Consider the following 14963-nt stretch of genomic DNA (forward strand, 5'->3'; position numbering starts at 1 on the left):
TTGGTTTGTTACTTGTACATAAATCCTATTAGTAGTTTTTTCCGTTTTTAAGCAATTGTTTCTCTAACTAAGAAAGCATTAACATGAAACAATTGTTTTCTAACAATATAGTTGTTATTTACATGTGAGCTCTGCTCGCAAATAAAATATGCATGATTTGAGAGGTGAAGCAGTTGACAGGTCAACTAGTTCAGTATGGACGGCACCGCCAACGTAGAAGTTATGCGCGCATCAGTGAAGTATTAGAATTGCCGAATCTAATCGAAATCCAAACCGCTTCATATCAATGGTTTATGGAAGAAGGTTTGAGAGAAATGTTCCAGGACATTTCTCCGATTGAGGATTTTACAGGTAACCTATCACTTGAGTTTGTTGATTATAGCTTAGGTGAGCCGAAATACCCTGTAGATGAATCAAAAGAAAGAGATGTTACTTATAATGCTCCACTTCGTGTAAAGGTTCGATTGATTAATAACGAAACCGGCGAAGTGAAAGAGCAAGAAGTCTTTATGGGAGACTTCCCTCTCATGACAGATACTGGTACGTTCATTATCAATGGAGCTGAACGTGTAATTGTTTCGCAGCTTGTACGTTCACCTAGTGTCTATTTTAATGAAAAAATGGATAAAAACGGTAAGCGTGGTGTTGCGGCAACTGTTATTCCAAACCGCGGTGCATGGTTAGAATTTGAAACAGATGCTAAAGACGTCGCTTATGTACGTATTGATCGTACACGTAAATTGCCAATTACCGTACTATTACGTGCGCTTGGTTTTGGTTCTGATCAAGAGATTATCGATTTAATCGGTGAAAACGAGTATCTGATCAATACGCTAGAAAAGGATAATACCGAAACGACTGAAAAAGCGCTATTAGAAATTTACGAGCGCCTGCGTCCGGGTGAACCACCTACTGTAGAAAATGCGAAAAGCTTATTAATTTCACGTTTCTTTGATCCTAAACGTTATGACCTTGCGCATGTTGGACGTTACAAGATCAACAAGAAACTTCATCTGAAAAATCGTTTATTCAATCAAGTATTGGCTGAGCCTATTGTTGATATGGATACTGGTGAAGTTCTTGCAGAAGCAGGAGATAAGGTCGAACGTAGATTGTTAGATAAAATCATTCCATATATCGAGAAAAAAGATGTTGTTCTTGGTGAACAAATTCTAGAGCCACATGATGGTGTATTAGAGGATCCGATTCGAATTCAATCTATTAAGATTGTTGATCCAACAGACCCAAGTGGTGAAAGAGTGCTTAATCTAATTGGTAATGCAAATATCGATACGAGTGTGAAACATATTACACCGGCTGATATATTAGCATCGATTAGCTATTTCTTTAACTTACTACACCAAGTTGGTGACACAGATGATATTGACCATTTAGGTAACCGTAGACTTCGTTCTGTTGGTGAATTACTACAAAACCAGTTCCGTATTGGTTTATCCCGTATGGAGCGTGTGGTTCGTGAACGTATGTCTATTCAAGATACATCTAGTGTAACACCACAACAATTAATCAACATCCGTCCGGTTATTGCGTCTATTAAAGAGTTCTTCGGAAGCTCACAGTTATCACAGTTTATGGATCAGACTAACCCGTTAGCTGAATTAACACATAAACGTCGTCTGTCAGCTCTAGGACCTGGTGGTTTAACTCGTGAACGTGCTGGTTTTGAAGTGCGTGACGTTCACTATTCCCACTATGGTCGTATGTGTCCGATTGAAACTCCAGAGGGGCCGAACATTGGGTTAATTAACTCATTATCTTCCTATGCGAAAGTGAATAAATTTGGATTTATTGAAACGCCATATCGTCGGGTTGATCCGGATACTGGTAGAGTTACAAGCCAAATTGATTATTTAACAGCAGATGAAGAGGATAATTATGTAGTTGCCCAAGCAAATGCTAGATTAAATGAAGATGGAACATTCGCTGATGAAGAAGTAGTAGCACGTTTCCGTGGTGAAAATACAGTTGTTGCTCGTGAAAAGATAGATTACATGGACGTTTCACCGAAGCAGGTAGTATCGGCTGCGACAGCATGTATTCCATTCTTAGAAAACGATGACTCCAACCGTGCACTAATGGGAGCGAACATGCAACGTCAGGCGGTTCCATTATTAAATCCAGAAGCTCCAATTGTAGGTACTGGAATGGAGTATGTATCTGGTAAAGACTCTGGAGCAGCAATCATCTGTAAGAATGATGGTATTGTAGAACGAGTAGAAGCAAAAGAAATTTTAGTACGTCGTGTATCTGTGGTGGATGGTAAAGAAGTAAAAGGTGATTTAGATCGCTATAAGCTTCAGAAGTTTATTCGTTCTAACCAAGGTACTTGTATAAATCAACGCCCGAATGTAACAGAGGGTGATCGTGTTACAAAAGGTGAGGTACTTGCGGATGGACCTTCCATGGAAAAAGGTGAGCTTGCACTTGGACGTAACGTATTAGTAGCGTTCATGACATGGGAAGGTTACAACTACGAGGATGCAATCATCATGAGTGAGCGTCTTGTAAAAGATGATGTATATACTTCGATCCATATTGAAGAGTATGAATCTGAAGCGCGTGACACGAAGCTTGGACCAGAAGAAATCACTCGCGATATCCCGAATGTAGGGGAAGAAGCACTGAAGAATCTTAACGAACAAGGGATTATTCGTATCGGTGCAGAGGTTTCAGACGGTGATATTCTAGTAGGTAAAGTAACACCAAAAGGGGTTACTGAACTTTCAGCGGAAGAGCGTTTATTACACGCAATCTTCGGTGAAAAGGCTCGTGAAGTACGCGATACATCTTTACGTGTACCACATGGTGCTGGCGGTATTGTATTAGACGTCAAAGTCTTCAATCGTGAAGATGGTGATGAACTACCACCAGGCGTTAATGAATTAGTACGTGTTTACATTGTACAAAAACGTAAAATCCATGAAGGGGATAAAATGGCAGGACGTCACGGTAACAAAGGGGTTATTTCCCGTATTTTACCGGAGGAAGATATGCCATTCTTACCTGATGGTACACCGGTCGATATCATGCTTAACCCATTAGGGGTACCATCGCGTATGAACATCGGACAGGTGTTTGAATTACATCTAGGTATGGCTGCTAGACAGCTAGGTATCCATGTTGCTACACCGGTATTTGATGGGGCGACAGAGCAAGACGTTTGGGATACATTAGAAGAAGCTGGTATGCCACGTGATGCGAAAACGATTCTTTATGATGGAAGAACTGGAGTACCATTTGATAATCGTGTATCTGTTGGTGTCATGTATATGATTAAACTAGCGCACATGGTTGATGATAAATTACACGCTCGTTCAACTGGTCCATACTCGCTTGTTACACAGCAGCCGCTTGGTGGTAAAGCACAGTTTGGTGGACAACGTTTCGGTGAGATGGAGGTATGGGCACTAGAAGCATATGGTGCTGCATACACGTTACAAGAAATTCTAACCGTGAAATCGGATGACGTTGTTGGACGTGTGAAAACGTATGAAGCAATCGTTAAAGGCGATAACGTACCTGAACCAGGAGTTCCAGAATCATTTAAAGTATTAATTAAAGAGCTACAGAGTCTTGGTTTAGACGTAAAAATCTTAGCTGGAGACGAATCTGAAATAGAAATGCGTGACTTAGAAGAAGAAACACAAGCAGCTAGTAAGCTTAATTTAGAAGTTGAAGAAAATTAATGTTGGTGGGGAATTGACTTTATTGTCTTTCCCCCATAGCTCATTCGTAAGTAAATCCATTGGAAAACGGACATTAAAAAGGGAGGTATACCCTTGTTAGATGTAAATAATTTTGAATTTATGAAGATAGGTTTAGCTTCACCAGAAAAGATTCGTTCTTGGTCGTATGGTGAGGTTAAAAAGCCAGAGACAATTAACTACCGTACACTAAAGCCAGAAAAAGATGGTTTATTCTGTGAACGTATCTTTGGACCACAAAAGGACTGGGAATGTCATTGTGGAAAATATAAAAGAGTGCGTTACAAAGGTGTTGTATGTGATCGGTGTGGTGTTGAAGTAACCAAATCAAAAGTACGCCGTGAACGCATGGGGCATATTGAATTAGCAGCTCCTGTTTCACACATTTGGTATTTCAAAGGAATCCCTAGTCGTATGGGTCTTGTATTAGATATGTCACCACGTGCATTAGAAGAAGTAATTTATTTTGCTGCATATATTGTGACAGATCCAGGTAATACACCTTTAGAAAAGAAACAACTTCTTTCAGAAAAAGAGTTTCGTGCATATTACGAAAAATACGGTAGTGCCTTTAAAGCACAAATGGGCGCTGAAGCAATCCGTAAACTTCTTCAAGATATTGACCTTGATAAAGAAGTAGATGCGCTAAAAGAGGAACTAAAAACAGCTCAAGGTCAACGTAGAACGAGAGCAATTAAACGTTTAGAAGTGCTAGAGGCATTTCGTAATTCTGGTAATGAGACTTCTTGGATGATTTTAGATGTTCTTCCAGTTATCCCACCAGAAATTAGACCAATGGTACAGTTAGATGGTGGTCGTTTTGCTACATCTGACTTAAACGATTTATATCGTCGTGTAATTAACCGTAACAATCGTTTAAAACGTCTATTAGATTTAGGTGCGCCTAGCATTATCGTTCAAAACGAAAAGCGTATGTTACAAGAGGCAGTAGATGCTTTAATTGATAACGGTCGTCGTGGTCGTCCGGTTACAGGACCAGGAAACCGTCCATTGAAATCTCTATCACATATGCTTAAAGGTAAGCAAGGTCGTTTCCGTCAAAACTTACTAGGTAAACGTGTAGACTACTCGGGACGTTCTGTTATCGTAGTAGGTCCAAACTTAAAAATGTACCAATGTGGATTACCAAAAGAAATGGCTTTAGAGTTATTCAAGCCATTCATTATGAAGGAACTTGTTGAGCGTGGAATTGCGCATAACATCAAATCTGCAAAACGTAAAATTGAGCGCGTTCACCCAGATGTTTGGGGAGTTTTAGAAGATGTGATTAAGGAGCATCCGGTATTACTTAACCGTGCCCCTACACTTCACAGACTAGGTATTCAAGCATTCGAACCTACATTAGTAGAAGGTCGTGCTATCCGCCTACACCCATTAGTATGTACAGCATATAACGCTGACTTTGATGGGGACCAAATGGCTGTTCACGTACCGCTATCTGCAGAAGCACAAGCAGAAGCACGTCTTCTAATGCTAGCAGCACAGAATATTCTTAACCCGAAAGACGGTAAACCAGTTGTTACACCATCACAGGATATGGTATTAGGTAACTATTATCTAACGTTAGAGCGTGAAGGTGCAGTTGGAGAAGGTACTGTATTTACGGGTGTAGATGAAGCTAGAATCGCATATCAAAATGGTTATGTTCATTTGCATACTCGTGTTGCTGTTCAAGCGTCTAGTTTAAACAACAAAACATTCACAGAAGAACAAAATAACCAACTATTACTTACAACAGTAGGTAAGTTGATTTTCAACGAAATATTACCAGACTCGTTCCCGTATATTAATGAACCAACAAAGACAAACCTTGAGGTGCGTACTCCGGAAATGTACTTTGTTGATAAAGGAACAAATATTAAAGAAGAGATTCAAAAACGCGAAATCATCAAGCCGTTTAAGAAAGGCTTCTTAGGTGATATTATTGCGGAGGTCTTCAAGCGATTTAAGATTACAGAAACATCTAAAATGCTTGACCGTATGAAGGACCTTGGATTTAGTATGTCTACCACTGCAGGTATGACGGTTGGTATCTCTGATATCGTGGTATTACCTGAAAAAGAAGAAATTTTAATTGAAGCGCAGAAGAAAGTAGATAACGTCATGAAGCAATTCCGTCGTGGTTTAATCACAGAAGAAGAGCGTTATGATCGTGTTATCGCTATTTGGACGCAAGCAAAAGATACGATTCAAAATAAACTAATGCAGTCTCTAGATAATCGTAACCCGATCTTCATGATGAGTGACTCTGGTGCCCGTGGTAACGCATCTAACTTCACACAGTTAGCAGGTATGCGTGGACTAATGGCTAACCCGGCAGGACGAATCATCGAGTTACCGATTAAATCTAGTTTCCGTGAAGGTTTAACGGTATTAGAGTACTTTATTTCTACGCACGGTGCGCGTAAAGGTCTAGCCGATACAGCTCTGAAGACAGCGGACTCTGGTTACCTAACACGTCGACTTGTTGATGTGGCACAGGACGTTATCGTTCGTGAAACAGATTGTGGAACCGACCGTGGATTACCAGTAACAGCATTAATGGATGGAAATGAAGTAATCGAGCCATTATTTGACCGTTTAGTAGGACGTACTGCGTTCGAAGAAGTGGTTCATCCTGAAACAAAAGAAGTCATTGTGAAATACGATACAGTGATTTCTGAAGATCAGGCGAAACAAATCGTTGAAGCAGGAATTGAACAAGTAACAATCCGTACCGTGTTTACATGTAATACAAAACACGGCGTATGTAAGAAATGTTATGGTCGCAACTTAGCGACTGGTTCAGAAGTAGAAGTTGGCGAAGCAGTTGGTATTATTGCAGCACAATCTATTGGTGAGCCAGGAACACAGTTAACGATGCGTACTTTCCATACAGGTGGGGTAGCAGGAGACGATATCACTCAAGGTCTACCTCGTATCCAAGAGTTGTTTGAAGCGCGTAATCCGAAAGGGCAAGCGATCATCAGTGAAGTTCACGGTACTGTACTAGAAATTCACGAAGTGAAAGACAAACAAGAAATTGTGATACAAGGTGATGTGGAACAACGTTCTTATGCTGTACCATACAATGCGCGCTTAAAAGTATCTGTTGGAGACCAAGTGATTGCTGGTCAAGAACTAACAGAAGGTTCAGTGGATCCTAAAGAACTGATTCGTGTTCAAGGAGTAGCTGGCGTTCAAGACTACTTACTACGTGAAGTGCAGCGTGTATACCGTATGCAAGGTGTAGAAATTGGCGACAAGCACGTTGAGGTAATGGTACGTCAAATGCTACGTAAAGTTCGTGTACTTGATGCTGGAGATACTGATGTATTACCTGGATCGTTACTTGAGTTACATCAATTCAAAGAAGCGAACCGCAAAGTATTACTTGAAGGTAACCAGCCTGCTGTAGGTAGACCGGTATTACTAGGTATTACAAAAGCTTCCCTAGAAACGGATTCATTCTTATCAGCTGCATCATTCCAAGAAACAACTAGAGTACTTACTGACGCAGCAATTAAGGGTAAACGTGATGAATTACTAGGACTTAAAGAAAACGTCATTATCGGTAAGCTAGTACCGGCTGGAACAGGTATGCAACGCTATCGCAAAATTCAACTACCAGCAGTAGAACAAGAAGAAACAGAAGAAGAATTAGAACAACCAGTTCAATAACTTAATTGACTATGTAACTGTAAAAGTGCTAGTTATCAGTCAAATTAATTAGTCGCACTAAACGGTCCGAATTCATGGAATCTACTATGGGAATTCTCACAAGATAAAGCCACGTAGAAAGAAAGTGTATTCGGACCACAGGTGTGACTTCACATCTTATTTGATCTAATAAAGAAAAAAATATCAAGGAAGCAACAAAAAATATTAGAATTCTAGTTGACATTAAAAAACGAGAATGATACTATATTCAAGGTGCTTCCGATTTATACTTGTAACTTTGGAGGATATACCATGTCTTATGAAAAAGTACTGCAAGTAAAGTCACAAACGATTATTGGTGTGAAGCAAACACTTAAAGCTATGAAAAATGGCCAAGTGAAACAAGTGTATATAGCCGAAGATGCTGATCGGTTCGTTACACAAAAAGTAGAAGAATTAGCAAAAACACTAGACATTCCATGTCAACGTGTTGATTCCAAGAAAAAGCTAGGAACCGCATGTGGAATAGATGTCGGCGCATCAGCGGTTGCAATTAAAAAGTAGAAAGTGGTTTTGGCAAGAGGCACTCTTGCGAAAGCTTTGTTTTTTACCTTAAGATGAACCGCCTGGATGTGTGGAATTACAAAACGGTATAAACTAGCTAATTACTAACCAAAGAAAAGAAGGGAGGACAACATAATGCCTACAATTAACCAACTTGTCCGCAAAGGTCGCGTAAGCAAACCTAAGAAATCTAACTCACCAGCACTTAACAAAGGGTACAACAGTTTCAAAAAGTCTCTAACTGATGAAAACTCTCCACAAAAACGTGGCGTATGTACTCGTGTTGGTACACTAACTCCTAAAAAACCGAACTCAGCTTTACGTAAATATGCTCGTGTTCGTTTATCAAACAACATGGAGGTAACTGCATACATTCCTGGTATTGGTCATAACCTACAGGAGCACAGTGTAGTTTTAATCCGTGGTGGACGTGTAAAAGACTTACCGGGGGTACGTTATCACATCGTTCGTGGAGCACTTGATACTGCTGGAGTAGACGGTCGTATGCAAGGTCGTTCTAAATACGGTACAAAACGCCCTAAAGAGAAAAAATAACTCTTTTTAACAACATGATACAGGAAAGGAGGGGGACATATGCCACGTAAAGGACCAGTACCTAAGCGCGATGTCTTGCCAGATCCAATTTATAATTCAAAACTAGTAACTCGTTTAATCAACCAAATCATGGAGGATGGAAAACGAGGCATTGCTCAAAAGATTCTTTATAACGCTTTTGAACTAGTTGAACAACGCAGCGGACAAAATCCGATGGAAGTGTTTGAGCAAGCTATGAAAAACGTTATGCCAGTACTTGAAGTACGTGCACGCCGTGTTGGTGGTTCTAACTACCAAGTACCGGTTGAAGTTCGTCCGGAACGCCGTCAAACTTTAGGTTTACGTTACATTGTTAACTACGCACGTTTACGCGGAGAAAAAACAATGGAAGAGCGTTTAGCGAATGAAATTCTAGATGCTTCAAATAATACAGGTGCATCTGTTAAAAAACGCGAAGATATGCACAAAATGGCAGAAGCAAACAAAGCGTTTGCTCACTATCGTTGGTAATATAAATAAAAATAAAGGTTTTAACAGGAAGGAGAAGAATACATGGCAAGAGAGTTCTCCTTGGAAAAGACGCGCAATATTGGTATTATGGCTCACATTGATGCAGGTAAAACCACTACAACTGAGCGTATTCTTTTCTATACAGGACGCATTCACAAGATTGGTGAAACACACGAAGGTGCTTCACAAATGGACTGGATGGAGCAAGAGCAAGAGCGCGGAATTACAATCACTTCTGCTGCTACAACTGCTCAATGGAAAGGTCACCGTATCAACATCATCGACACACCTGGGCACGTAGACTTCACAGTAGAAGTTGAACGTTCATTACGTGTACTTGATGGTGCGGTTACAGTACTTGATGCTCAATCAGGGGTTGAGCCTCAAACTGAAACAGTTTGGCGCCAAGCAACAACTTATGGAGTACCACGTATTGTATTTATCAACAAAATGGATAAAACAGGTGCAGATTTCCTATACTCTGTAGGTACATTAAAAGAACGTCTAGGTGCTAATGCACACCCAGTACAATTCCCAATCGGTGCAGAAGATGAATTCCAAGGAATCATCGACTTAATCGAAATGGAAGCTTACTTCTATGAGGATGATTTAGGAACTCGTTCTGAAGCACGTGAAATCCCAGCTGATTTAAAAGATCAAGCAGAGGAATTACGTACTAGCTTAGTAGAAGCTGTATCTGAATTAGACGAAGAGCTAATGATGAAATACCTTGACGGAGAAGAAATCTCTAATGAGGAATTAAAAGCAGTTATTCGTAAAGCTACAGTAAACGTTGAGTTCTATCCAGTATTCTGTGGATCAGCGTTCAAAAACAAAGGTGTTCAATTAATGCTAGATGGTGTTATTGATTACCTACCATCTCCAGTAGATGTACCAGCAATTGAAGGTACACTTCCTGGTTCAGATGAGAAAGTAACTCGTCCATCTTCTGATGACGAACCTTTCGCAGCGTTAGCTTTCAAAGTTATGACAGATCCTTTCGTGGGTAAATTAACATTCTTCCGTGTTTACTCAGGAACATTAGATTCTGGATCATATGTACGTAACTCTGTAAAAGATAAGCGTGAGCGTGTAGGTCGTATCCTGCAAATGCACGCAAACACTCGTGAAGAAATTTCTAGAGTATATGCAGGTGAAATCGCTGCAGCTGTAGGTCTGAAAGATACTTCAACAGGTGATACTCTATGTGACGAGAAGAATCTTGTAATCTTAGAGTCCATGGAATTCCCAGAACCAGTTATTGATGTTGCTATCGAACCAAAAACGAAAGCAGACCAAGATAAAATGGGTATTGCACTTGGTAAACTTGCAGAAGAAGATCCAACTTTCAGAACGGAAACAAATCCAGAAACTGGTCAAACAATCATCTCTGGTATGGGTGAGCTTCACCTAGACATCATTGTTGACCGTCTAAAACGTGAATTCAAAGTTGAAGCAAACGTTGGTGCACCACAGGTTGCATACCGTGAAACATTCCGTGCTGCTGCTGAAGTCGAAGGTAAATTCGTACGTCAGTCTGGTGGACGTGGACAATACGGTCACGTTTGGGTCAAATTTGAACCAAACGAAGAGGGCGCAGGATTTGAATTCCAAAACAACATCGTTGGTGGTGTAGTACCACGTGAATACATCCCTGCTGTTGAACAAGGTATTAAAGAAGCAATGGAAAACGGTGTATTAGCTGGGTTCCCTGTAATCGACATTAAAGCTTCTTTATTTGATGGTAGCTACCATGATGTCGACTCTAACGAAATGGCGTTTAAAGTTGCTGCATCAATGGCACTTAAAGCTGCTAAAAGTAAGTGTAACCCTGTAATTCTTGAACCAATGATGAAAGTGGAAGTTGTAATCCCTGAAGAATATCTTGGAGATATTATGGGTGACATCACTTCTCGTCGTGGACGTGTAGAAGGAATGGAAGCACGCGGTAACCAACAGGTTGTTAAAGCGTTTGTTCCTCTATCAGAAATGTTTGGATATGCAACAGCATTACGTTCAAACACTCAAGGACGTGGAACTTACACAATGCACTTCGATCATTATGAAGAAGTACCGAAGAGCATCTCTGAAGAAATTATTAAGAAAAATGCTGGAGAATAATTGATTTTTTTATCATTCTCAAGTATAACTTTTATTGTAAGCTAAGAAATAACACAAGCTGCTATTTCTTAGCTCCAACATATACTTACAATCTTTCATTTATTTAAGGAGGAAATATAAATGGCTAAAGAAAAATTCGACCGCTCTAAAAGTCACGTTAACATTGGAACAATTGGACACGTTGACCATGGTAAAACTACATTAACAGCTGCTATTACAACTGTAATGGCTAAGAAAAGTGGTAAAGGTACTGCGATGGCATATGACCAAATCGACGGTGCACCTGAAGAAAAAGAACGTGGAATCACTATCGCGACTTCTCACGTTGAGTATGAAACTGAAACTCGTCACTATGCACACGTAGACTGCCCAGGACACGCTGACTATGTTAAAAACATGATCACTGGTGCTGCACAAATGGACGGAGCTATCCTAGTAGTATCTGCTGCTGATGGTCCAATGCCACAAACTCGTGAGCACATCCTACTTTCTAAAAACGTTGGTGTACCTACAATCGTAGTATTCCTAAACAAAGTAGATATGGTTGACGATGAAGAATTATTAGAACTAGTTGAAATGGAAGTTCGTGATCTATTATCTGAATATGACTTCCCTGGTGATGATGTACCAGTAATCAAAGGTTCTGCTCTTAAAGCTCTTGAAGGAGACGCTCAATACGAAGAAGCAATCGTTGAATTAATGAACGCTGTAGATGAGTATGTTCCAACTCCAGAACGTGACACTGATAAGCCATTCATGATGCCAGTTGAGGACGTATTCTCAATCACTGGTCGTGGTACAGTTGCAACTGGTCGTGTAGAACGCGGTCAAGTTAAAGTTGGAGACGAAGTTGAAATCATCGGTCTTCAAGAAGAATCAAGCAAAACTACTGTAACTGGTGTTGAAATGTTCCGTAAGCTTCTTGATTATGCTGAAGCTGGAGATAACATTGGTGCACTTCTACGTGGTGTTTCTCGTGAAGATATCAACCGTGGTCAAGTACTTGCAAAACCAGGTACAATTACTCCACACACTAACTTCAAAGCTGAAGTTTACGTATTATCTAAAGAAGAAGGTGGACGTCATACTCCATTCTTCTCAAACTACCGTCCACAGTTCTACTTCCGTACAACTGACGTAACTGGTGTTATCAACTTACCAGAAGGAGTAGAAATGGTTATGCCTGGAGACAACATCGAAATGGATGTTGAACTAATTTCTCCAATCGCTATCGAAGAAGGAACTCGTTTCTCTATTCGTGAAGGTGGACGTACTGTAGGATCAGGCGTAGTATCTTCTATCCAAAAATAATTAAATGAATCATATATAAAGACAGCCGATTGTTCGGTTGTCTTTTTTGTATAAAGGATTAGTGCAATCATTTCAGGCATAAGGGGTATAGTAGATAAGTTGCCCGAAGCTTAGAATGCAATATACTGTACTGAAATTTGTTTCGTAAGGTGACAAAGAAGGATTAGTAGCTTACAAGCTACCTAAAGATGCTGCTCTATTCTTGAGAAAGGCGCACTAGCATCATCGTATTTATCTCGCATAGAACGTCACCATATTGCTATAGCAGTTCATATAGTAATGGTGGAATGATGATAAGGGACTATGAATCGAGCTACCACATCGTTAAAACCAAACTTTCCCAACAAAAAACTCCCTAGAATCCTTGCAATCACTAAGATTACTAAGTATAATACATAGATGTGCAACAAATTAGTTTTATAACTAAAAAAGGGTTGCAATGACCACGTATATTCTATATAATAAGAATGTTGGTCGTTTCAGGCGATGATGTGGAAGGTTGTTGGCACACCCGGCCCCTTTGCCATGGGCGGTGGCTAAGAAATTTTCACGGAGTATGTCTATAATAATATGGGCGATAAAGGAGGGAAAATAATGGCAAAAGATAAAATTAGAATTCGTTTAAAAGCATATGATCATCGTATTTTAGATCAGTCTGCTGAAAAAATCGTAGATACTGCGAAGCGTTCTGGTGCGAAAGTGTCTGGTCCGATTCCATTACCTACAGAGAAGGCTGTCTACACAATCTTACGTGCGGTTCATAAATACAAAGACTCACGTGAGCAATTCGAGATGCGTACACATAAACGTCTAATCGATATCGTAAACCCAACACCGCAAACAGTAGATTCGCTAATGCGTTTAGACTTACCATCTGGTGTTGATATTGAAATTAAACTATAAAATTTGTTTTTAAATAGGAGGTGTAACGGATGACGAAAGGAATCTTAGGTCGAAAAATCGGCATGACTCAATTGTTTAATGAAAACGGAGAATTAATCCCGGTAACAGTTGTTCAGGCTGAGCCTAACGTAGTATTACAAAAAAGAACTCTTGAAAACGATGGATACGAAGCGATTCAAATCGGTTTCCAAGATCTTAAGGAATCACGTACTAACAAAGCGGAGAAAGGTCATGCTGAAAAAGCAAACACAACCCCTAAGCGCTACGTTCGTGAAATCCGTAACGCTAATCTTGATGAATATGAAGTAGGTCAAGAAGTTAGCGTTGAAATTTTCCAAGCTGGTGAAAAAGTTGATGTAACTGGAACTTCTAAAGGTAAAGGTTTCCAGGGTTCAATTAAACGTCATGGTCAATCACGTGGACCTATGTCTCACGGTTCTCACTACCATAGAGCTCCAGGTTCAATGGGTGCAATTGATGCAATGCGCGTATTCCCAGGCAAAAACTTACCAGGTCACATGGGTCAAGAGCAAGTAACAATCCAAAACCTTGAAGTAGTAAGTGTTGACGTTGATCGCAACCTGCTATTAATCAAAGGTAATGTGCCAGGTGCTAAAAAATCATTCGTAAAAATCACGAGTGCAGTTAAGGCTAACTAATCATATATACGAAGGGAGGATATGTCATGCCTAAAGTAGCACTATTTAAACAAGATGGTTCACAAGCAGGTGAAATCGAATTAAACGCGTCTGTATTTGGTATTGAGCCTAATACACACGTTTTACACGAAGCGGTAGTTATGCAACGTGCGTCTATGCGTCAAGGTACACACGCTGTTAAAAATCGTTCTGATGTTCGCGGTGGTGGACGCAAACCATGGCGTCAAAAAGGTACAGGTCGCGCGCGTCAAGGTTCTATTCGCTCACCACAATGGGTAGGCGGTGGAGTTGTTTTCGGACCTACACCTCGTAGCTACAGCTACAAACTACCAAAGAAAGTTCGTCGTTTAGCTCTTAAATCAGCATTATCTTCTAAAGTACAAGAAGAAAACTTAGTTGTTTTAGAAAGTCTTGCACTAGATGCTCCTAAAACAAAAGAAGTTGTAAAAATGCTAGGTGCTTTAAACGTAAATGAAAAAGCTCTTATCGTTACTGCTGACACTGACGAGAACGTAGTACGTTCTGCTAATAACCTTCAAGGGGTTAAAGTTCTTACAGTTACAGAAGTAAACGTTCTTGATTTATTAATGCATGACAAGTTGATCTTAACGAAAGATGCAGCTGAAAAAGCAGGGGAGGTGCTTGCATAATGACTGATGCACGTGATATTATTAAGCGCCCTGTCATCACTGAACACTCTGCAGATCTAATGGCAGAGAAGAAATATACGTTCGAAGTTAGTACGAAAGCTAACAGAACACAAATCAAAGATGCTGTTGAAGAAATCTTTGGTGTGAAAGTTGAAAAAGTTAACACTATGAACTTAAAAGGTAAATTCAAGCGAATGGGTCGTTACGGTGGTTTCCGCCCAAATCGCAAAAAAGCTATCGTTCAGCTATCTGCTGACAGCAAAGATCTAGACTTCTTTGAAGGTTAAAAAGTAAATAAGTGAAGG

The 14963-nt window shown here is 40.1% G+C and carries 11 protein-coding genes; all 11 read left to right on the forward strand.

Annotated elements, in window-relative coordinates:
* Nucleotides 1-173: 173 nt before the first annotated feature.
* The 11 genes from rpoB to rplW all read left to right on the forward strand — a co-directional run bounded on the left by rpoB (nt 174) and on the right by rplW (nt 14945).
* Nucleotides 174-3707: a DNA-directed RNA polymerase subunit beta gene (gene rpoB / locus ACSKT4_RS17805; RefSeq protein ID WP_465823708.1), complete on the forward strand. Its 3534-nt coding sequence runs from the start codon at nt 174-176 to the stop codon at nt 3705-3707.
* 93 nt (nt 3708-3800) lie between these two features.
* Entirely contained in the window at nt 3801-7406 is a 3606-nt protein-coding gene (gene rpoC, locus ACSKT4_RS17810; RefSeq protein ID WP_301332220.1) for a DNA-directed RNA polymerase subunit beta', read from the forward strand.
* Nucleotides 7407-7697: 291 nt separating this feature from the next.
* Nucleotides 7698-7949 (forward strand): 50S ribosomal protein L7ae-like protein, encoded by a 252-nt coding sequence (locus tag ACSKT4_RS17815; protein ID WP_186871252.1) that lies wholly within the window; start codon nt 7698-7700, stop codon nt 7947-7949.
* A 135-nt stretch (nt 7950-8084) separates the two neighbouring features.
* Nucleotides 8085-8504: a 30S ribosomal protein S12 gene (gene rpsL / locus ACSKT4_RS17820; RefSeq protein ID WP_186871253.1), complete on the forward strand. Its 420-nt coding sequence runs from the start codon at nt 8085-8087 to the stop codon at nt 8502-8504.
* Nucleotides 8505-8543: 39 nt separating this feature from the next.
* On the forward strand, nt 8544-9014 hold the full coding sequence (gene rpsG / locus ACSKT4_RS17825; RefSeq protein ID WP_186871254.1) for a 30S ribosomal protein S7: 471 nt from the start codon (nt 8544-8546) through the stop codon (nt 9012-9014).
* A gap of 42 nt (nt 9015-9056) precedes the next feature.
* Complete coding sequence (gene fusA, locus ACSKT4_RS17830) at nt 9057-11135, forward strand: elongation factor G (protein ID WP_186871255.1); 2079 nt, start codon at nt 9057-9059, stop codon at nt 11133-11135.
* A 120-nt stretch (nt 11136-11255) separates the two neighbouring features.
* Nucleotides 11256-12446 carry an elongation factor Tu gene (tuf, locus tag ACSKT4_RS17835; RefSeq protein WP_186871256.1) on the forward strand — a complete coding sequence of 397 codons (1191 nt, stop codon included), beginning with the start codon at nt 11256-11258 and terminating at the stop codon, nt 12444-12446.
* 594 nt (nt 12447-13040) lie between these two features.
* On the forward strand, nt 13041-13349 hold the full coding sequence (gene rpsJ / locus ACSKT4_RS17840; protein ID WP_186871257.1) for a 30S ribosomal protein S10: 309 nt from the start codon (nt 13041-13043) through the stop codon (nt 13347-13349).
* Between the two features lie 29 nt (nt 13350-13378).
* Entirely contained in the window at nt 13379-14008 is a 630-nt protein-coding gene (gene rplC / locus ACSKT4_RS17845; protein ID WP_186871258.1) for a 50S ribosomal protein L3, read from the forward strand.
* Nucleotides 14009-14034: 26 nt separating this feature from the next.
* Complete coding sequence (gene rplD / locus ACSKT4_RS17850) at nt 14035-14658, forward strand: 50S ribosomal protein L4 (RefSeq protein ID WP_186871259.1); 624 nt, start codon at nt 14035-14037, stop codon at nt 14656-14658.
* On the forward strand, nt 14658-14945 hold the full coding sequence (gene rplW / locus ACSKT4_RS17855; protein ID WP_186871260.1) for a 50S ribosomal protein L23: 288 nt from the start codon (nt 14658-14660) through the stop codon (nt 14943-14945). The genes rplD and rplW overlap by 1 nt, the downstream gene beginning before the upstream one ends.
* The last annotated feature ends 18 nt before the right edge of the window (nt 14946-14963 follow it).

The organism is Ornithinibacillus liuyingii (assembly GCF_055550225.1).

Coding starts and splice junctions, on each gene's coding strand:
- rpsL (WP_186871253.1), top strand. CDS start 8,085: ATGCCTACAATTAACCAACTTGTCCGCAAAGGTCGCGTAAGCAAACCT.
- rpsG (WP_186871254.1), top strand. CDS start 8,544: ATGCCACGTAAAGGACCAGTACCTAAGCGCGATGTCTTGCCAGATCCA.
- fusA (WP_186871255.1), top strand. CDS start 9,057: ATGGCAAGAGAGTTCTCCTTGGAAAAGACGCGCAATATTGGTATTATG.
- ACSKT4_RS17815 (WP_186871252.1), top strand. CDS start 7,698: ATGTCTTATGAAAAAGTACTGCAAGTAAAGTCACAAACGATTATTGGT.
- rplW (WP_186871260.1), top strand. CDS start 14,658: ATGACTGATGCACGTGATATTATTAAGCGCCCTGTCATCACTGAACAC.
- rpsJ (WP_186871257.1), top strand. CDS start 13,041: ATGGCAAAAGATAAAATTAGAATTCGTTTAAAAGCATATGATCATCGT.
- rplC (WP_186871258.1), top strand. CDS start 13,379: ATGACGAAAGGAATCTTAGGTCGAAAAATCGGCATGACTCAATTGTTT.
- tuf (WP_186871256.1), top strand. CDS start 11,256: ATGGCTAAAGAAAAATTCGACCGCTCTAAAAGTCACGTTAACATTGGA.
- rplD (WP_186871259.1), top strand. CDS start 14,035: ATGCCTAAAGTAGCACTATTTAAACAAGATGGTTCACAAGCAGGTGAA.